The sequence below is a fragment of the Pseudomonas sp. BIGb0176 genome (assembly GCF_024810175.1).
Classification (GTDB): domain Bacteria; phylum Pseudomonadota; class Gammaproteobacteria; order Pseudomonadales; family Pseudomonadaceae; genus Aquipseudomonas; species Aquipseudomonas protegens.
Map to the genome: position 1 here is coordinate 1,439,454 of NZ_JANUEC010000002.1, position 18,831 is coordinate 1,458,284.

Sequence of the window (18,831 nt, forward strand, 5' to 3'; positions counted from 1 at the left end):
AATTTTGACCCCTGTTATTTCCCAGCGATCCAGGAACCCCGGCATGCACGACACCCAATGCTTCGACTTCGTCATCATCGGCGCCGGTATTGCCGGTGCTTCCCTGGCCTATCGCCTGGCCGGGCAGGCCAGCGTGCTGGTGCTGGAACGTGAATCGCAGCCGGGCTATCACGCCACCGGGCGCTCGGCGGCGATGTTCATGGAGGCCTACGGCACCCCGCAGATCCAGGCCCTGACTCGCGCCAGCCGGGCTTTCTACCAGCGGCCGCCGCAAGGTTTCTGCGAACACCCGCTGATGGAACCCCGTGGCTGCCTGTACGTGGCCAGCGAGGAACAGCTGGACCAATTGCAGCAAACCTACGATGAAACCCGCGCCCGCTCCGCCAATGTGCGCCTGATCACGGCCGAGCAGGCCCGGGCCCTGGTGCCCTGCCTGCGCCCCGACACCGTCGCCGGGGCGATGCTGGAAACCGCCGCCCAGGACCTGGACGTGCACGCGCTGCACCAGGGCTTCCTGCGGGCCATGCGCCGCGCCGGTGGGCTGCTGGAGTGCGACATACAGATCGTCGAGGCCAGCCGCGAAGACCGCCACTGGAACCTCACACTCAGTGATGGCCGCGCACTGCAGGCGCGCAATCTGGTGAACGCTGCCGGTGCCTGGGTCGATGACGTGGCCCAGCTGTGCGGCGTGGCCCCCATCGGCCTGCAACCCTGCCGGCGCAGCGCCTTCACCTTCGACGGCCCGTCGGATGAAGACTTCAGCCGCTGGCCGGCGGTGATCGGCATCGACGAAAGCTTCTACTTCAAGCCCGACGCCGGCCAGTTGCTCGGCTCCCCGGCCAATGCCGACCCGGTGCCGCCCCAGGACGTGATGCCCGAAGAGCTGGACATCGCCACCGGCATCTACCACATCGAGAACGTCACCTCCCTGAGCATCCGCCGCCCGCGCCACAGCTGGGCCGGCCTGCGCTCCTTCGTCGCCGACGGCGATCTGGTGGTGGGCTGGGATGACCGTTGCGAAGGCTTTTTCTGGCTCGCCGCCCAGGGCGGCTACGGCATCCAGTCGGCGGCCGGCGTCTCGCAACTGGCCTGCGCCCTGCTGCTGGGGCAACCGGTCCCCGAAGAACTGCTGAGCCAGGGCGTCGATGCCCAGGCCCTGGCCCCCGCTCGCTTGCGTTAACCCACCCAACCCACGAGGCCCTTGCCATGTCCAATGACATCCAGCGTTACCCCAGCCACCTGCCCTACCCCTTCTCCCGGGCGATCCGGGTCGGCGGCTTCCTGTTCCTCTCCGGCCAGGTGCCCATGAGCGCCGAAGGCGAAGTGGTGCACGGCGACATCCGCGTGCAGACCGAAGCCGCCCTGGCGCGCATCGGCGAGACCCTGGCCGAATGCGGTGCCAGCTTCGACCAGGTGGTGAAGAGCACTGTCTGGCTCACCGACATGCAGCACTTCGCCGGCTTCAACGAGGTCTACCAGCGCCACTTCAAGAACGGTTTCCCGGTGCGTTCCACCGTCAGCGCCCAACTGGCGCTGGGGGTCGATGTCGAGATCGAAGTCCAGGCCTGGGTCGGCGAAAACTGAGTCACCCGCCCCAGTCCTCAAGTGCGATGCCCAGGACCACCACGGCCATAAATGCCGGGGTGGTCCACCCCACATAACAACAAAAAATCGAGGCTAATCGTCATGAAAGAAAGTCTGAAGATCGCCGGCGCCTTCGTCGGTGTGATTGTCGGCGCGGGGTTCGCCTCCGGTCGTGAACTGCTGTTGATGTTCGTCGACTTCGGCGCCTGGGGCCTGGCGGGTGCGGTGGTCAGCGCGGCGCTGTTCACCTTCCTCGGCATGGCCCTGGCCAGCATGGGCAGCCGCCTGCGAGCGGCGTCGCACAAGGACGTGGTGCAGGCCCTGTGCGGCAAGCACCTGGGGGCCCTGGTGGACCTGATGATCACCTTCTTCATGTTCGCCGTGACCGTGGTGATGCTGGCCGGTGGCGGTGCCCTGCTGGAGCAGCAGTTCGGTATTCCGGCCATCGCCGGCAGCGTACTGGTGACGCTGATCGTGGTCGCCATCGTGTGCCTGGACGTGCACAAGGTCATCGGCATGATCGGCGCGGTGACGCCCTTCCTGATCATCACCGCGGTGGGCGTGGCCCTGTATGGCGCCGCGACCCGCGACCTGAGCTTCGGCGAACTCAATCAACTGGCGGCCAAACAAGAAGCCGGCGCCAGCCACTGGCTGCTGGGCGCCTTGCTCTACGTCTCCTATAACATCGTGGCCGGGGTGCCGATCCTGGCGATCATGGGCGGCGCGGCCAAGGGCGAAAAACAGGCGATGTGGGGCGGCATTTTCGGTGGTGCGCTGCTGGGCCTGCTGATGCTGGTGATGAGCCTGGGCCTGCTGTCGCGCCTGGACAGCGTGGCGGACCTGCCGATGCCCATGCTGTCGATCGCCAGCGAAGTATCCCCGGTCCTGGGGCTGCTGATGGCGCTGATCATCTTCTGCATGATCCTCAACACCGCCGTGGGCACCCTGTACTCCTTTTCTGCGCGGCTGTTTCCGGCGGGCACCCGACAGTTCCGCCTCGGCTCCATCGCCGCCGGCGCCCTGGCGTTTGTCGGCAGCCTGGTGGGTTTTATCAGTTTGGTGGGGCAGGTCTATCCGTTCTTCGGCTACCTGGGGTTCCTGCTGATTGCCGCGGTGGTGATCGGCTGGCTGCGACCACGGCGGGTGGTGGTGGCGTAGGCATCGCTCGATGGAGCAGGCACCCGGGAGTCATCCCAGGTGCCTTGAGTCAAGCCCGGTGCCGTAGGAGCGGCCCGCTCAAGCAAACCGACTGCCCTTGAGCGCCTTCAAGAAGGTATAGGACGCATGGTTCAACGTCTCTCGCGGGGCGGTGATCACGCTCACCGAGCGCACGATGCGCTGGTCTTCCAGGCGCAGGAAATTCAGCTGGTCCCCCGCTGCCGAACGGCTGAGCAGTTCCGGTAGCAAGGTCACGCCCATGCCTTGGGCCACCAGGGCCAGCAAGGAGGTGGTGTTTCTGACGCTGAGGGTCGAGTGGTCGCGGATGTGCCGGAACTCGGCGGCGTTGATCTCGGCGCCCAAGCCGCTGTTGATGAAGTTCTGCCCGTCCAGGTCGCTCCAGCGCAACGGGCGCGCCAGGCGGTTGAGGGGGTTGTCGCTGGCGCAGACCACGCAGAAGGCGTCGGAGAACAGGAAGTCCTGATCGATGTTGGGGATGCTCGCCGGTACGGTGCCGATGCCGATGTCCACGTCGCCGCTGAGCACCGCTTGCACCACTCGCTCGGAATCCATGTCGCGGATATCCAGGTGGAACTGCGGGTGCTGTTCATGGAATTGCTTGAGCAGCGGCGGCAGCAGGGTGATGGCGAAGGACGGCACCGCCGCCACCCGCACCAGGCCGGTCTCGGCCTTGGCGTAGGTCTTGATGGTGCTGATGGTGCGGTCGAAATGCGCCAGTTCGCGCTGGGCTTCCAGCAGCACGAAACGCCCCAGGGGGCTGAGCTGGTTCTTGCGCTCGCCTTCGAACAAGGCGCCGCCCAGTTCCTCTTCCAGTTGCTTGAGCGAGAGCGACACCGCTGCCGGTGTGCGGTGCAGGCGCTGGGCAGCCTGGGTCAGGCTCTGGCTGGTGGCCACCGCGACGAAAAACTGCAAATTGGAGATCTTGATGCTCATGGCGGCGCGTCCTGCTGGCAAAGGCATAGCTTAAATTTTACTTAAACAACCTTAAAATTTATTAGATTTACTTAATACAAGGCCGACTCATAATCCTCCCAGAACCGCACAAAGGCAACGCCCCGCCTGGCGTGCCGCCCTGGAGGATTTCATGAGCGACAACCATCACAACTACATCGCCGGCCAATGGCTCAAGGGCGCCAGCGAGATCGAGAACCGCAACCCGTCCGACACCCGCGACCTGATCGGCCTCTACGCCCAGGCCTCGCGGGCGCAGTTGGACAGTGCCCTTGCCGCCGCCAGCGAGGCCCAGCGAATCTGGGCCCGCAGCGGCCTCGAGCAACGCTACAAGGTGCTGATGGCCATCGGTCAGGAGCTGATGCAGCGTTCTGCGGAAATCGGCAGGACCCTGTCCCGGGAAGAAGGCAAGCCCATGGCCGAAGGTGCTGGCGAGGTGTACCGCGCCGGGCAGTTCTTCACCTACTACGCTGCGGAAACCCTGCGCCAGTTGGGGCAGACCGCCGACTCGGTGCGCGACGGCATCGAGATCGATATCCGCCGTGAACCCATCGGCGTGGTGGCGATCATTTCGCCATGGAATTTCCCCATGGCCACCGCCTGCTGGAAGATCGCCCCGGCCCTGGCCTTCGGCAACGCCGTGGTGTGGAAGCCGGCCAACCTGACCCCGGCCAGCGCAGTGATTCTCAGCGAGATCATCGCCCGCCAGGACTTGCCCGCGGGCCTGTTCAACCTGGTGATGGGCGCCGGTTCCGAGATCGGCCAGGCGCTGATCGAGCACCCGGGCATCAACGCCATATCCTTCACCGGCTCGGTGGACGTGGGCAAGGGCATCGCCGCCTCGGCCGCCGCCAACCTGACCAAGGTGCAACTGGAAATGGGCTCGAAAAACGCCCTGGCAGTGATGGACGACGCCGACCTCGACCTGGCGGTGAGCTGCGCGGTGAATGGCGCCTTTGGCGGCACCGGGCAGAAGTGCACCGCCTCCTCGCGGTTGATCGTGCATGAAGGCATCCACGATGCCTTCGTGGAAAAACTGCTGGCGGCAACCCAGGCGCTCAAGGTCGGCCACGCCCTGGAAGCCGGCACCCAGATCGGCCCGGTGGCCAGCGCCGCACAGCTGGAGGCCAACCTGGCGAACCTGCAACTGGGCCAGCAGGAAGGCGCCGAACTGCTCACCGGCGGCCAGCGCCTGGAGCTGGAAAGCCCCGGTTACTACCAGGCACCGGCGCTGTTCATTGGCGGCAGCAATGCCATGCGCATCAACCACGAAGAGCTGTTCGCACCCATCGCCTGCGTGATCAAGGCCGGCAGCTACGAAGAGGCCCTGAGCCTGGTCAACGACACCCGCTTCGGCCTTACCGCCGGCATCATGACCCGCTCCCTGGCCCGCGCCAGCCACTTTCGCCGCAATGCCCGGGTCGGCTGCGTGATGGTCAACCTGCCCACCGCCGGCACCGACTACCACGTGCCTTTCGGCGGCCGTGGCGAGTCCAGCTACGGCCCGCGCGAGCAGGGGCGCTCGGCGGTGGAGTTCTACACCCACGTGAAGACCGGCTACATCGCCGCGGGGGCGCCACTATGAGCCTGCCCCAGACCTTCGCCAGCCGCGGCCCGCGCATCGATGCCATGCAGTACGACAACTGGTCGGAAAAGATCTTCCAGCAGATGCGCGAAGGCGGCGTCGATGCGGTCCACGTGACCATCGCCTACCACGAGACCTTCCGCGAAATGGTGGCCAATATCGAAGCCTGGAACCGCAGGTTCCAGCGCTACTCGCACCTGATCCTGCACGGCAAGTGGGCCAGCGACATCGCCCTGGCACGGCAGACCGGGCGCACGGCGATCTTCTTCGGTTTCCAGAACCCCTCGCCCATCGAGGACGACATCGGCCTGGTGGAAGTGGTGCACAGCCTCGGCGCACGCTTCATGCAGCTGACCTACAACAACCAGTCGCTGCTGGCCACCGGTTGCTATGAACAGGAAGACCCGGGGCTGACCCGCATGGGCAAGCAGGTGGTACGGGAGATGAACCGGGTCGGCCTGGTGGTGGACATGTCCCACTCCGCCGAACGCTCGACCCTGCAAGCCATCGAGCACTCCGAGCGCCCGATCGCCATCACCCACGCCAACCCGGCGTTCTGGCACGCGGCGCTGCGCAACAAGTCCGACACCGTGCTCAAGGCCCTGGGCCAGAGCGGTGGCATGTTCGGTTTCTCGCTGTACCCGCACCACCTCAAGGACAAGAGCGCCTGCAGCGTGCAGAGCTTCTGCGAAATGATCGCGCGCACCGCCGAGCTGATGGGCGTCGAGCACCTGGGCCTGGGTTCCGACCTGTGCCAGGACCAGCCCAACAGCGTGGTGGACTGGATGCGCGTCGGCCGCTGGACCCTGGATGTCGACTACGGCGAAGGCTCCAAGGCGCAACCGGGCTTCCCCGACCAGCCGGCCTGGTTCTGCGACAACCGCGACTTCCCCAACATCGAGGCGGGCCTGCACGGCGTGGGTTTCAGCGCCCAGGAGGTCGCCGCGATCATGGGCGGCAACTGGCTGCGCTTCTTCGAGAACAATTTTGTTCCGGCCAAGGCCCAGGCAGGTGCCGCCGTCCACCCTCACGAGATCGCGGTCTGAGGCCCCCGACTGTTTCCTGATTGTCCTGACGTCCGGCCTGAACAGGGTCATCGCCAAGCACTAACAACAACAAATGCGCCCATAACAATTATTAGCGATCGACAACGCAACACGGAGGCACCATGGAAATTCCAGGCGAAATCAAAGCGGGGATCGACACCCGCTCGCTGCACAGCCGCGCCGCTGGAACCCTCGACTGGTCGATTTTCTGGATCAGCGGAGGTTTCTTCCTGCTGTTCCTGGTCATTGCCCTGATAGACCTGAACACCCTTTCCAGCCTGATCGGCCACGCCTTCACCTGGAGCACCCACTACTTCGGCCTGTACTGGCAGGTGCTGATGCTGGCGACCTTCGGCGCCAGCCTGTACATCGGCTTCACCCGCCTGGGCCGGGTGCGCCTGGGCGGCGTCGGGCACAAGCCCAGCATCAGCACCTTCAACTGGGTATCGATGATCATGTGCGCCCTGCTGGCCGGGGGCGGCGCCTTCTGGGCCGCTGCCGAACCCATGATGCATTTCATCGCCCCACCGCCGTACTTCGGCGCCGTGGCCAAGAGCGACGCCGCCGGCGTGGCCGCGCTATCCCAGTCGTTCCTGCACTGGGGCTTCATGGCCTGGGCGGTGCTCGGCAGCCTGCTGACCGTGGTCTACATGTACCTGCACCACGAAAAGAACCTGCCGCTGATGCCGCGCACCCTGCTCTATCCGCTGCTGGGCGAGCGTGCCCTGAAGGGCCCGATCGCCGTGTTCGCCGATGCCTCGGCGATCATCGCGGTGGTGGCCGGCACCATCGGCCCGGTGGGTTTTCTCGGCCTGCAGATCGCCTTCGTCCTGCACTCGGTGTGGGGCGTGCCGAACACCATCATGGTCCAGGCCATGGTGATTCTCTCGGTGACGGTGATCTACACCCTGTCCTGTGTGGTGGGCCTGGGCGGCCTGCGCCTGGTGAGCAAGGTCCACGTGTGGCTGATGCTGGGCCTGGCGGCGTTCCTGTTCATCTTCGGCCCCACCCTGTTCCTCAGCGAAACCCTGGCCCAGAGCCTGGCGGTGCACGTCACCAGCTTCTTCCAGACCGCCCTGTACCGCGATGACAACGCCTGGCTCAACAGCTGGACCCTGTTCTACTGGGGCTGGTTCATCGGCTACGCGCCGATGATGGGTATCTACGTGGCCAAGGTCTCCCGCGGGCGCAGCATCCGTGAGGTGATCACCCTGATGTCGGTGGCCGCCCCGCTGATCACCATGCTCTGGTTCACCCTGGTGGGCGGCACCGGGATCGGTATCGAACTGCAGTCGCCGGGCCGCGTGATCAGCCACGGCGTGCAACCTGAGGCGCTGCTGCTCGGGGTGGCCCAGTCGATGCCGCTGCCCAACCTGATTTCGGCGCTGTTCCTGTTCCTCAGTTTCTTCTCGGTGGTCACCAGCGCCGGCTCCATGTCCTATACCGTGGCCATGGCCATCAGCAGCAACCACGCCGAATCCCCGGCCTGGCTGCGGGTGTTCTGGGGTGCCGGCATGGGCCTGGTGGGGGCGACCCTGATCACCCTCGGTGAGGGCGGCATCAGTGCCTTGCAGTCGTTCATCGTGATCACTGCGGTGCCGGTGTCGCTGCTGATCCTCCCGGCGGTCTGGGACGCGATCCGCATTGCCCGGCAAATGGCCCGTGAACAGGGGGTGCTCTGAATGAACCTGCGACCACCCGCCAGCGTCATGAAGGCGGCGCGCCTGGGGGCCTTCCACCAGTCCCGGCTGTCGTTCATGCGCCAGTTGCTGCGCCGCCTCAAGGCTGAAAACTGGCAGTTCCAACGCCCGCTGTGGACCCTCGACAGCCAGGGCGTGGGCCGTGCGGTGTACACCGCCACCGGCCCGCAGCGCAGCTACAGCCTGGTGGCCTTCGCCCATGACCTGGACCCGGCACTGCGCTCGGACCGGGTCATCGCCACCGCCTGGGATGCCACCTTCGCCCTCTTCGACGGCATCCCCGATGCCGCCGACCTGGACCGCCTGGAGGCCAATGTGCCGAAGCAGGAAGCCGGGCGCATTTCCTCCCGCGAGCTGTGCATGGCCCGGGCCAACCGTTCGGTGCGGCTGTTCGACCATGTGATCGAGGCCCTGGCTGCCGGCCGCCAGCCGCAACGCGAATTCATCGATGAAGTCGGCTACCTGATGCGCACCACCGCGGTCTACGGCAGCGGCAAGTTCGGCGCTGCCGACCGTGAAAGCATCGCCCAGCGGCCGGAGCTGGCGGCACCCTTCCAGGCGGAAATGCTCACCGTGTTCCTGATCCGCGCCTTCACCCTGGACCTGGTGGAGCACCTGGCCCAGGCCCGGGCGCCCCGGCAGGCGGTGACCCTGGAGCCGCAACTGCGCCGGCGCCTGGGCATCGGCAACTCCACGGGGCTGGGCATGGCGCCGTTCCTGCTGAACCATCCGGTGCTCTTGAACAACTGGGTACAGGCCCGGGAAACCGCCCTGCAACGGGTGCGCGCCGTGCGCCAGCCATCGGCTGCGGAGCGCCAGCGGTTCGTCGAATTCCTCACCCGGGCCCAGGCCGGCATCGGCCACTGGCACTCCGAGCACGAACTGCAACACGGCCGCATCCTGCAACTGCAAGGTGACCTGCAGCGCCTGGAGCACCATCTCGCCAGCGGCATCCTGGAGCAGGATTCCCCCTGGGACGAACTCTATCGCTGGGCCGAAGGCGCGCTGTCGCTGGAGGCGCAGGAATGCCTGGTGTCGCTGCTGCTGGAGCCCTACGGCCACCTGGTGGATGAGCTGGGCGCCGGTATGCAGGCCGATGAGCAGGCCAGCTTCAGCGTCGACGGCAGCATGAGCATCGGCCGCCTGCGGCAGATACTCGACGAGCATTATTCCTGGGTCGCGGCCATCGACTTCTCCAGCCAAGCCAGCCGCGCGCTGTTCTGGTACGTCTCCGAGGAAAAACTCGAACCGCGGATCGGCCAGCGCTTTGCCGAGCCCGGGCAAGACCTGGAGCAGCCCCTGGCAGTGGCCCGGGACATCGCCCAGTTGCAAGCCGCCCTGCCCGGCTGGAGCGACTCGCAAAGCGTCGCCAGCTTCCTGCTGCGGCACCCGGAACACCGCCACAGCCTGCGCCGGGTGCAACTGGCGCCAGCGTTCCCCTACGCCGACATCCAGGACAACCTGATCGACCAGGCGCTGCTGCCCATCGACCTGCTGCGCTGCAAGCTGTCGTTCTTCGGCGCCACCCACTTCGACCCGCGCTCGGATCGCTGGGTACGCATCACCCTCTACCAGAACGCGCCCTTCCCCCATGAGCTGGGGCAGATGGCCGCGGACGACTGGTCCTACCCCAACCTCGACAGCCAGGAGCAGCGCCGTGCATGCCTCGTTGAATGAAATCGAAAGCCTGTGCAAGAAAGCCGCCCGCGGTGCCGGGCTGTCCTGGGGCCTGGCGGAGGAAGCCGGCAAGGCCGCGCGCTGGCTCTCGGCCCACGGCCTCGACGGGCCCGGCGTGCTGGCCACGCAGCTGCGACAGAATGACGGCTGTGCCTACCAGCAACTGGCCCCGGATGTCAGCGCCGAGCCCTGGCAGGTGCCAGGGCATGCCCTGTGCCCGCTGATTGCCGGGGCGACCCTGAGCGACCACGCCTACCTGCTGCGCAGCAACGGCCGCATCGAGCTCCGGCAGGTGGCGCACCCGCAACTGCTGCTGCCCTTTGCCAGCGCCACCGCGCGCCAGCTCGGCCTGTGGCTGGAGCTGTCCTGGAACGGCTGCTGCCTGAAGTTTTCCCCCTCGGGCGAAGCCTGGCTGGTACGTGCGCAGAACCTCGGCGCCGCCACAGCCGCCCAGGTGCGCTGCGCTTGCACCGATCCTGCCGGCACCCTCGGCAAGCCTCTGGCGGGCAGCATTCCGGACCTGGGCGACAGCCCCCAGCACGACCTCGATCACCTGGCCGCCCGCACCTACGTGCCGGCCTCCGAAGCCTCGCGCCTGCTGGGCGCCGGGGCCGGCCTGAGCGACAACAACTGACCTTTCCACCCTTGAACCAATGGACGAACCAATGGACCTCGACATGACCTCATCCCTCCAGCGAATCGGCACCACCGCGCGCTTCAGCCAGGCCGTGATCCACAACCGGACCGTGTACCTGGCAGGCCAGGTTTCGCAATTGACCGAAGGGGACATCCGCGCCCAGACGCAGGATGTGCTGCAACAGATCGACGCCCTGCTGGCCAGGGCCGGCACCGACAAGGGCCACCTGCTCAGCGCGCAGATCTGGCTCAAGGACATGGCCGACTACCCGGCCATGAACCTGCTCTGGGATGCCTGGCTCGAAGGTGTCCAGGCACCGGTGCGGGTTTGCGTGCAGGCGCCCATGGCCAAGCCGCACTACCGCATCGAAGTGTTGGTGATTGCTGCGCAACCGGCCTGAATCAGCCCAGCCCTGGCCCGGTCTCGGCGGCCACCAGGGCCCGCTCCATGATCAGCGTCAGCTCCTCGCCCTCGTAATGCTCGCGTACCCGGACAAAGCCCAGGCGGGCATAAAAGCCTTCAGCGGTGACCGACGAGGGCACCACCAGCGAGGTCTGGCCCGAATCCAGCGCCGCCTGCTCGACCGCGGCCATCAGTTGCCGCCCCAGGCCCTGGCCGTGGTAGGCCGGGTCGACAAACACCGAACGCACCGCACGCCCGTCGAGGCTGGCGGTGCCCCGCAATTCCCCGTGCACCAGGGCGACAAACATCTGCCGGCGCTGCATCAGTTGGCGCACTGCATCGGGGGTGAAGCTGGCCTGGACCCGCTCGATCACACTGGCGGGGTAGTCCTGGGCATTGCTGGCGAGCAAGGCCGCCAGGATCACCTGGCTGACCTGTGGAGCATCGGCCGGCACGGCCGGACGAACCTGATATTGCATGACCACTCCCTGGTTATCCCGCGGATGCCAGTGGCCAAAATACGGCCCGCCCCAGGCCCTGCCAAGCACTTATTGCAACTGGAACACCAGGCAGGGGTTGTCGTTGAGCCGCCCCTCGAACACCGGCAATTGATTCTCCAGGGAGGTGTTATCCAGCAGCCCCCGGTCCTTGCGCGCGATGATCACCCAGGAGTCATGGGGCAGCGAGTCCAGGTGCCCGGGGTCGTCGCCGCTGACGAACAGCGGCTGTTCGTCGTGGGCCAGGTTCATCATGTAGCGCACCGCCCAGGTGTCCTGGCCCAGGTTGAAGAACACCAGCGGCCCGGGGCTGGCCTGGCGCAACTGCTCCACCTGGGAAACGAAGGTCCTGGTGTCGAACTGCAGATCCTTGGCCGGGTCCACCACCGCCACCAGCAGCGTCCATTGCGCCGCCAGGGCCAAGCCGCTGAGCAGTACCAGGCGCCGCCCGAAACTGCCCAGGGTCCTGCGCCAGCCATACAGCGCCAGCAGCTGCAACACGACGAAGATCGCGATCAGCAGCGGCATGGACACCGGCGGCCAGTAACCGTGCTTGTGCCAGCTATGGCGCAGGACGAACAGCACCAGGATGCACAACCCCGGCAGCAGCCCCACCAGCCACAGGTAGCCGCTGCGCACCTTGCCCAGCCAGCCCCGGGCCGTGAGCAGGCCGTAGGCCGCCACCGCAGCGAACATCGGCACCATGGGCAGGATGTAATAGGCGCGCTTGAAGTGCGGCACCGACAGGCCCAGCAGGATCATCAGGCCACAGGCCCCCAACCGAAGTACCAGGCGCAGCTGCGGGTTCACATGGCGCTGCGACCATTGCCGGCGCAATACCCAGAGCGTCGCCAGGGCCAGGGGCACCACCGGGAAGTAGCGGTACAGCGCCAGCTGGAAGTAGAAGTAGAACGGCTCGCCGCTTTCATCCAGGCGCCCGACCACCTGCATGTTGTAGACCTGACGGACGAAATCTTCGCCACCAGCGAGATAGGCCAGTTGCATCAGCAGCCACCAGCAGCCGGCCAGCAACAGGAGGCCACTGACGCCATAGGCGAGCACCCGTTTGATCAGCGTCAGGCGCGCCTCGCGGGTGCGGCTGTCCCCCAGCAGCCAGTAGGTGCAGGCCACCCCGCAGACTTCCACCAGCCCCAGGGGCCCGCGAATGGCAAAGGCCAGCACCAGCAGCGGCAGCACCGCCCACAACCGCAGCCGGGAGCCCAGTTGCTCGCCGCTGTGCAGCAGGTAGAAGGTGCCCAGGCACAGCAGGGAAACCATCTGGTCCAGGCACACCGAGCGGGACTTGTCCAACAGCTGGCTGGTCAGCGCCGTGAGCAGCACCGCGAGCAGTGCCCAGGTGCGCCCCGAAGGCGCCAGCAAGCGATACAGCAGCGCCAGCACCCCGGCCGAGGCCAGCGCGGTGGGCAGGATATTGGCCAGGTGGTTGGGGGCGCCGAAAGCCTGGGCGAACAGGTAGCTGAAGAAGGTCGCGGTGCCCGGGTAGTCCGGGTATGGCTGGCCGTAGGTAGTGGGGAACAGGCTGGCGCCGTGGCGGAACATTTCCTGCAGGAACAGCGCCCAACGGCCGTCGAAACCCTGGGGCTGCTGGTCCCAGATGCCAAAGGTGAACAGCAGCAGGGCCACCAGGTAAATACCCCAGGCCTCACTACTCAAACGCGTTTCTCGAACCATCTTCGCCCCACCAGAAAGCGCCACACCCAAAGCGAGGCATAAGGCTGAACATGTTGCTCGCGCAGCCCCTGAACGGTGCCTGAACAAGGATAAAAAACCCGCTCCGCACAGCCGACTGTCACCGACTGTAGCCGCTGCCGAGCCCGCGAGGCTGCGAAAAGGCCCGCAGGGCCTTGCCTGGCGATCTCCTGGCAAACCTCTGGCGGCCTCAGGGTCCCTGCGCTTCCTGCGACAGTGCCCCAGAGCGTTCGCAGCCTGCGGCAGCGGCTACAGGGAACGGCGACCCAGGGTGAAAAACCGGCGCCAGTCGAACTGCCCCACCGCCAGCGCCAGCAGGATCAGGCCCATGGAAATGCCCTCCTCGACCCCAAGCCGCTGCCCCAGGATCAACACCGAACCGGCCATGCCGAACACCGGGATCAGCAGCGACAAGGGCGCCACCCGGGAGACCGGATACTCGCGCAGCAACAGGTTCCAGCCCCAGTAACAAAAGTGCGTTGCAGCATAGACCTGAAACATCAGCGACAAGGCCGCGCCGGCGGACACTTGCCCAGCCAGTTGCAGAAACGGCGCCGCACCATGGCTTATCCAGGTCAATGCCAGCAGCGGCAATGGCGCAAACAGGCTGGCCCAGACCACGAAAGCGAACACCTCGCGCACCCCGCAGCGCTTGATGATGACGTTGCCCACGCTCCAGCTGAATGCACTCACCAGCAGCAGGGCATAACCCAGGCTGGTGGCATGCCCGGGGCTGTCGCCAATGATCCGCAGCAGCCCCCACAGAGCAATGGCCGTGGCCAGCACCTGTTGCAGGCGCAGGCGCTCGCCGAACAGCAGCACGCCCCAGCCCAGGGAGAAAAAGGCGCTGAACTGGATCAACAGCGCAGCCGTGCCCGGAGCCACACCCTGCTCGATCCCCAGGTTGATCAGGGCCCACATGGCGACGCCGAAAATCAGCCCGTAGGCCGCCAGCCAGGCGAATGCCACCGGCGGGCGCGGCACCAGGAACACCCAGGGCAGCGCCGCCAGGGTGAAACGCAGGGCGGTGAGCAGCAACGGATCGATACTGGCCAGGCCCAGTTTGGTGATGGGAAAGTTCAGGCCCCACAAGGCCGTCACCAACAGGGCCAGGAACAGGTGTTTTTTCTGCATGTCGCGCGATCCAGGAAAGGCGGCCGCGAGCAAATCCCCGGCCGGGGCCGCACTATCGCTGCGTGAAGCCATGGCCCGCTTGCAGTATCAGGTCAACTATCAGTAGATTCGGGCCATGCAACCCATCGATATCGATCCTTACGAAAATACCCCGCGGGATGTGGTGGTCACCGCCATCGACTACCCCGACGGCCTGTACTTCGCCGAGCACCAGCACCGGCGCGGGCAGTTCGCCTATGCGGCCACGGGGGTGATCAGCGTCTTCAGCGACCAGGGCAACTGGGTGGTGCCGCCGCAGCGGGCCATCTGGGTGCCGGCCGGCGTGCCCCACGCCATGCACATGAGCGGGCCGGTGACCATGCTCAACACCTATGTGCGTCCCCAGGCCATCAAGAACCTGGGCTTGCCCGGACATTGCCAGGTACTGGAGGTGTCGGAACTGCTGCGCCAGTTGCTGCTGCGAGCCGTGGACATCCCCGCTCTCTACGCCGAGGACAGCGCGCAGGGCCAGCTCATGAACCTGCTGCTGCATGAAATCGCCGCCATGCCGGCGCTGTGCCTCAACGCCCCATTACCGTCCGAGCCGCGCCTGGCCAGGGTCTGCCGGGAAATGCTGGAGCAACCGTCGCTGGAGCTGGGGATCGATGCCATGGCCGAGCGCGCCGGGATGAGCCGCCGTACCTTCACCCGCCTGTTCCGGCAACACAGCGGCATCAGTTTCGTCGAATGGCGTCAGCAGGCCTGCCTGTTGGCTGCAGTGGTACGCCTGGGCCAGGGACAACCCATCACCCGGGTTGCCACCGACCTGGGCTACAGCAGCCCAAGCGCGTTCAGCGGTGTGTTTCGCAAGGTATTGGGCGAGCCGCCCAGTCGCTACTTTGCCCAGGGCCGGGTCTGAACGACCCGGGCCCGGCAGCTTGCCTGCCAGGCCGGACCTGCGCGCCTGTGCTACAGGAACACGGCGGACAACATCCCCAGCGCACCGAGGCAGAAGCCGATCAAGGCACCGCGGCCGGGCGCCTGCTGGAACAGCGCCCAGATCACCAGCGGCTCCAGGAGCAGCAGCGACGTTACCGAGACCACGGTGATGATCCAGATGTCGCCCACCGCCACGTAACCCAGCCAGTAGGCCGCCAGCAGGCAGATACCGCCCAGGCACATGATCAGCACCGGCAACGCCAGTTCGGCACCCGAGGTGTTGCCGGAATGGGCCAGCCGCGCCACCACCACTTCACTGTAGATGGCGCAGAACTCGCCCAGCACCATCAGCCCTACAGCAGAAACTCCGAGTAATTCTTTGGACATGTAACAAACCCCTTCGTATTGAGAGCCCGATTTTTCAGCTCCCAGGCATTGATCGCTCCGCTGACGGAGCCTCCATCACGATGCGCAGGGGTACGAGGCAACTCGGTCATAGTCAGGAACTTGAACATGTCCATCTCCTTCTGGGTGGGTGGTGCAAACCGGGCTCGTGCACGACCGACGGGCCGCTGCCTGTATAAGGGATTTTCTGCCCCGGCGTCATCCACCAGAGCGCGTCGACCGCGAAAAAACCACGCAAACTCCACAAACAGACAGGCTCGCTGCCGATAGCCTTGCTCCGGTCATTCTCAGCCTGAAGCCACTGCCACCATGCCCCAGCCGTCCACATCCCTTCGCACCGTTGAGCCCTCTGATTGGGTTGCCACCTATTTCATCAGCGTCGCGACGCTAGCCCTGGTCCTGACATTGCTGGTCAACCTGGTCGTGCAGTTCAGCAGCCGGGACCCGTGGAGCAATCTGCTCGATGTCCTGTCTTTCAGCGTGGTGGCACTGCTGGTGAGCGTGGTGGTGATAGGCGTCGTCGCCGCCCTGCCCTGCATCCTGTTCTTCTGGCTGGCCCAGCGTTTCACCTGGCGCCATCTATGGATCTACCTGTTGGGCGGAGCCCTGGCGGCGCTGCCCGCCATTCCCATGGTGGTGAGCCTGTCTCCCGGCTTTTTCAACCTCCCGCACGGCGTCAACATCCTTGAGCGCTATGCGCCGTTGGCACACTTGTTCGGCGCTTGCGGGGCCTTTCTGGGAGCGATGTCCTGGTGGCTCAGCGGGCGTCATCTGTGCTGACTACTTCCTGCAGGAGCCGGCATGCCGGCAAAGAAAGCTCACACGGCCTCGGCCTTGTCACTCACCTCAAGAAGCGATAGTTCCCATGCCCGCAAAAACGCCAACCCTTCGTACCGTGCAGCCTGAAGACTGGTTCGCCGCCTACTTCATCGGCGTCACGGCCCTGGCCACGCTCGTGGCCGTGCTGATGATGCTGGGGATGCTGGCCGGTGCCGGCGCGTTGAACACGGACATCATTCTCCAGACGCTGTTCGTGGGCCTGCTGACCCTGGTGTTGAGCGGTGTGCTGATCGGCATTTTCACGGTCCTGCCCTGTGTGCTGTTCTTCTGGCTGGCCCAGCGCTTTGCCTGGCGCAATGTGCTGATCTATCTGTTCTGCGGTGCACTGGCGGCGATGCCGACCATTCCGCTGGTGATGAGCCTGGCCCCGTCGAGCTTCTACACCGACTCGCCGGATGAAGAACCCGAGCCCGAAGGGCTGGCGCGCTACCTGCCGGTGGCGCCGCTGTTCGGCTTTTCTGGGGCCTTCCTCGGCGGCATCTTCTGGTGGCGCAGCGGGCGCCACCTGCCCCGATCAGTCCTCCCCGACACTCCACTCCCGTAGGAGCCGGCTCGCCGACGAAGAGGCCCTGCGGCCCTGCGCCAGAGGTGGTGCCGCCTTCGCTGGCAAGCCAGCACCCAATCAGCGCCCACCCAGCCAGCGCCTACAAGGAGGCGATGGCCTGGGCGTCGCGGGCCACTACCACCTTGCCCGGCAGGCCGCCCTGCTCCACGCGCTCATGGGCCCGGCGCAGGCTGTCGGCGTTGAACGGGCTGAAGACTTCATTCAGGGTGCAGCGGATCAGCCCCTGGTCCAGCAGTTGCGCCAGCCGGTTGAGGATGCGGTGCTGCTCGATCATGTCCGGGGTCTGGAACAGGGCACGGGTGAACACCATCTCCCAGTGCAGGGACACGCTCTTGGCCTTGAGCGGCACCGCATCGAAGAAGTCGTGATCGTCGATCAGCGCGATATGGCCATGGGGCACGATGATCCGCGCCAGCTCGGCATAGTGCCGCTGGGTATGGGTCAGGGCGGCAATATGGGTCACGGGTGGCAGGTCCAGGGCCGCCAGTTGCTCCACCAGCGAACGGGAATGGTCCAGCACCTGATGGGCCCCCAGGTCCAGGCACCACTGGCGGCTGTCCGGCCGCGAAGCCGTGGCGATGACGGTCATTGCGGTCAGCCGGCGCGCCAGTTGGATCAGCACCGAGCCAACGCCACCGGCACCGCCGACAATCAGCAGCGTGCCCTGTTCAGCGAGGTCACCGGGCACCCGGCCCAGGCGCTCGAAGAGCAATTGCCAGGCGGTCAGCGAGGTCAGCGGCATGGCGGCCGCCTGGGCGAAGGACAGGCTGGCCGGCTTGTGCCCCACCAGGCGCTCGTCCACCCGGTGCAGCTCGGCATTGGCGCCATCGCGGGTGAAGGTGCCGGCATAGAACACCGCATCCCCAGGGGCGAACAGGGTCACCGCGCTACCCACCGCGCGGACCACGCCACTGGCGTCCCAGCCCAGGGTCCGCACGCAGTCGGGCACCGCCACCTGGCCGGCGCGGACCTTGGTATCCAGGGGGTTGACCGACACCGCCTCGACCGCCACCAGCAGGTCATGAGGTTCCAGTGGCGGCGGGTCCAGTTGCACCTCGCAGAACGCGTGGGGGTCAGGCAGGTGCGAGCCTTTGAGGTAGGCGATGGCCTTCATTGCAGAGCTTCCTTGGCGGTTGAAAGCGCACACTTAAATCCCTCATGCCCTGCCCGCACAAGTAGGGTACTTTTGCGTACCAGCTACGCAAAAGGGTCGTCAGACAATGAAAAACAAACACTATCAGGACATTCCAGGCTGCCCGGTGGAGGTCACCCTGGACCTGATCGACGGCCGCTGGAAAGGCGTGGTCCTGCACCAGTTGCTGGCCAACGAGTTCCTGCGTTTCAACGAACTGCAACGGCGCCTGCCGGGGATCTCCCAACGTCTTTTGACCAAGCAGTTGCGGGACCTGGAAGCCGCCGGCCTGGTGGCGCGCACGGTGTACGCCGAGGTGCCGCCGCGGGTGGAATACCGCCTGACCGACGAGGGGCAATCGCTGCAGCCGGTGATCGAGGCGCTGTCGGCCTGGGGCCGCGGGCGCATCAGCCGGCAACAGCAGGAAAGCGCCCTCACCTGATCCCTCACCTGATCCCTCACCAGAGCCCCCCATGCCCACCCACCTGGATGCTCCAGCAAGGTTCAAGGTCTACCAGGGCTCGACCCTGCTCGGCTGGTCGGCCCTGGAGTCGGCCGACCCGCCCATGGGTGTGGCCTTCGGCCAATTCATCGCCGCCCCGGCCTATGCCGGCCTCCAGCAGCAGGTACGCGCGCTGGCAGGAGCGAGCCAGAGCGGGCTGCACCTGGTAGTACACCACCTCGACCAACCCGTGCCGGCCCTGGGCGTGAGCATTCAGGACTACTCCGCCGAATGTGGCGCCGATGCCATCGAGATCACCGTGCTGGGCATCGCCTACCCCCTCTACGAACAGCTGTTCCCGCAAGCCGTGGCCGCCTACCAGCAGGCCATGGGCTAACCCGCGCACAGCCGGCGAACATCCGCACGT

General features: G+C 66.0%; 20 protein-coding genes. 14 read left to right on the top strand and 6 right to left on the bottom strand.

From position 1 onward, the window contains the following. Positions 1 to 43 precede the first annotated feature (43 nt). The 3 genes from M2395_RS17630 (at position 44) to M2395_RS17640 (ending at position 2,742) form a co-directional block, all read left to right on the top strand. Positions 44 to 1,180: an FAD-binding oxidoreductase gene (locus M2395_RS17630; protein ID WP_123430055.1), complete on the top strand. Its 1,137-nt coding sequence runs from the start codon at positions 44 to 46 to the stop codon at positions 1,178 to 1,180. 26 nt (positions 1,181 to 1,206) lie between these two features. Further along, positions 1,207 to 1,584: a RidA family protein gene (locus M2395_RS17635; RefSeq protein WP_015634090.1), complete on the top strand. Its 378-nt coding sequence runs from the start codon at positions 1,207 to 1,209 to the stop codon at positions 1,582 to 1,584. 102 nt (positions 1,585 to 1,686) lie between these two features. After that, positions 1,687 to 2,742 carry a hypothetical protein gene (locus M2395_RS17640; RefSeq protein ID WP_123430054.1) on the top strand — a complete coding sequence of 352 codons (1,056 nt, stop codon included), beginning with the start codon at positions 1,687 to 1,689 and terminating at the stop codon, positions 2,740 to 2,742. 78 nt (positions 2,743 to 2,820) lie between these two features. On the opposite strand, the gene M2395_RS17645 is transcribed toward M2395_RS17640, so the two are convergent. Next, positions 2,821 to 3,696, bottom strand: a complete 876-nt coding sequence (locus tag M2395_RS17645; RefSeq protein WP_011059166.1) for a LysR family transcriptional regulator — start codon at positions 3,694 to 3,696, stop codon at positions 2,821 to 2,823. Between the two features lie 151 nt (positions 3,697 to 3,847). Between M2395_RS17645 and M2395_RS17650 the strand changes: the two genes are divergently transcribed. The 6 genes from M2395_RS17650 to M2395_RS17675 all read left to right on the top strand — a co-directional run bounded on the left by M2395_RS17650 (position 3,848) and on the right by M2395_RS17675 (position 10,759). Beyond that, complete coding sequence (locus M2395_RS17650; protein ID WP_123430053.1) at positions 3,848 to 5,299, top strand: aldehyde dehydrogenase family protein; 1,452 nt, start codon at positions 3,848 to 3,850, stop codon at positions 5,297 to 5,299. Next, entirely contained in the window at positions 5,296 to 6,345 is a 1,050-nt protein-coding gene (locus M2395_RS17655) for a membrane dipeptidase (RefSeq protein WP_123430052.1), read from the top strand. The genes M2395_RS17650 and M2395_RS17655 overlap by 4 nt, the downstream gene beginning before the upstream one ends. A gap of 122 nt (positions 6,346 to 6,467) precedes the next feature. After that, on the top strand, positions 6,468 to 8,027 hold the full coding sequence (locus M2395_RS17660; protein WP_019092820.1) for a BCCT family transporter: 1,560 nt from the start codon (positions 6,468 to 6,470) through the stop codon (positions 8,025 to 8,027). Then, positions 8,028 to 9,722, top strand: a complete 1,695-nt coding sequence (locus M2395_RS17665; protein WP_077933321.1) for a hypothetical protein — start codon at positions 8,028 to 8,030, stop codon at positions 9,720 to 9,722. Next, complete coding sequence (locus tag M2395_RS17670; protein ID WP_011059161.1) at positions 9,703 to 10,356, top strand: DUF3726 domain-containing protein; 654 nt, start codon at positions 9,703 to 9,705, stop codon at positions 10,354 to 10,356. The genes M2395_RS17665 and M2395_RS17670 overlap by 20 nt, the downstream gene beginning before the upstream one ends. A gap of 43 nt (positions 10,357 to 10,399) precedes the next feature. Next, positions 10,400 to 10,759, top strand: a complete 360-nt coding sequence (locus M2395_RS17675) for a RidA family protein (RefSeq protein ID WP_176707075.1) — start codon at positions 10,400 to 10,402, stop codon at positions 10,757 to 10,759. Between the two features lies 1 nt (position 10,760). Here the strand turns inward: M2395_RS17675 and M2395_RS17680 are convergent, their stop codons facing one another. The 3 genes from M2395_RS17680 to M2395_RS17690 form a co-directional block, all read right to left on the bottom strand. Beyond that, entirely contained in the window at positions 10,761 to 11,240 is a 480-nt protein-coding gene (locus tag M2395_RS17680) for a GNAT family N-acetyltransferase (protein ID WP_041115866.1), read from the bottom strand. Positions 11,241 to 11,309: 69 nt separating this feature from the next. Beyond that, the gene (locus M2395_RS17685) at positions 11,310 to 12,950 is read right to left on the bottom strand and encodes a glycosyltransferase family 39 protein (RefSeq protein WP_123430051.1); all 1,641 of its coding nucleotides are present in this window, start codon (positions 12,948 to 12,950) and stop codon (positions 11,310 to 11,312) included. A gap of 267 nt (positions 12,951 to 13,217) precedes the next feature. After that, a complete protein-coding gene (locus tag M2395_RS17690) occupies positions 13,218 to 14,102 on the bottom strand; it encodes an EamA family transporter (RefSeq protein ID WP_053156296.1) in 885 nt (294 codons plus the stop codon). A gap of 115 nt (positions 14,103 to 14,217) precedes the next feature. On the opposite strand from M2395_RS17690, the gene M2395_RS17695 reads away from it, so the two are divergent. Further along, a complete protein-coding gene (locus tag M2395_RS17695) occupies positions 14,218 to 15,000 on the top strand; it encodes a helix-turn-helix domain-containing protein (RefSeq protein WP_123430050.1) in 783 nt (260 codons plus the stop codon). A 50-nt stretch (positions 15,001 to 15,050) separates the two neighbouring features. Here the strand turns inward: M2395_RS17695 and M2395_RS17700 are convergent, their stop codons facing one another. Next, positions 15,051 to 15,368 carry a hypothetical protein gene (locus tag M2395_RS17700; protein ID WP_011059155.1) on the bottom strand — a complete coding sequence of 106 codons (318 nt, stop codon included), beginning with the start codon at positions 15,366 to 15,368 and terminating at the stop codon, positions 15,051 to 15,053. A gap of 366 nt (positions 15,369 to 15,734) precedes the next feature. On the opposite strand from M2395_RS17700, the gene M2395_RS17705 reads away from it, so the two are divergent. Further along, positions 15,735 to 16,205, top strand: a complete 471-nt coding sequence (locus M2395_RS17705; protein WP_123430049.1) for a hypothetical protein — start codon at positions 15,735 to 15,737, stop codon at positions 16,203 to 16,205. 85 nt (positions 16,206 to 16,290) lie between these two features. Next, a complete protein-coding gene (locus tag M2395_RS17710) occupies positions 16,291 to 16,809 on the top strand; it encodes a hypothetical protein (RefSeq protein WP_185057755.1) in 519 nt (172 codons plus the stop codon). A 100-nt stretch (positions 16,810 to 16,909) separates the two neighbouring features. Here the strand turns inward: M2395_RS17710 and M2395_RS17715 are convergent, their stop codons facing one another. Beyond that, positions 16,910 to 17,944 (bottom strand): zinc-binding alcohol dehydrogenase family protein, encoded by a 1,035-nt coding sequence (locus M2395_RS17715; protein ID WP_123430048.1) that lies wholly within the window; start codon positions 17,942 to 17,944, stop codon positions 16,910 to 16,912. Between the two features lie 106 nt (positions 17,945 to 18,050). Between M2395_RS17715 and M2395_RS17720 the strand changes: the two genes are divergently transcribed. Beyond that, a complete protein-coding gene (locus M2395_RS17720; RefSeq protein WP_123430047.1) occupies positions 18,051 to 18,404 on the top strand; it encodes a helix-turn-helix domain-containing protein in 354 nt (117 codons plus the stop codon). A 31-nt stretch (positions 18,405 to 18,435) separates the two neighbouring features. Further along, complete coding sequence (locus M2395_RS17725; protein ID WP_172621739.1) at positions 18,436 to 18,801, top strand: hypothetical protein; 366 nt, start codon at positions 18,436 to 18,438, stop codon at positions 18,799 to 18,801. The last annotated feature ends 30 nt before the right edge of the window (positions 18,802 to 18,831 follow it).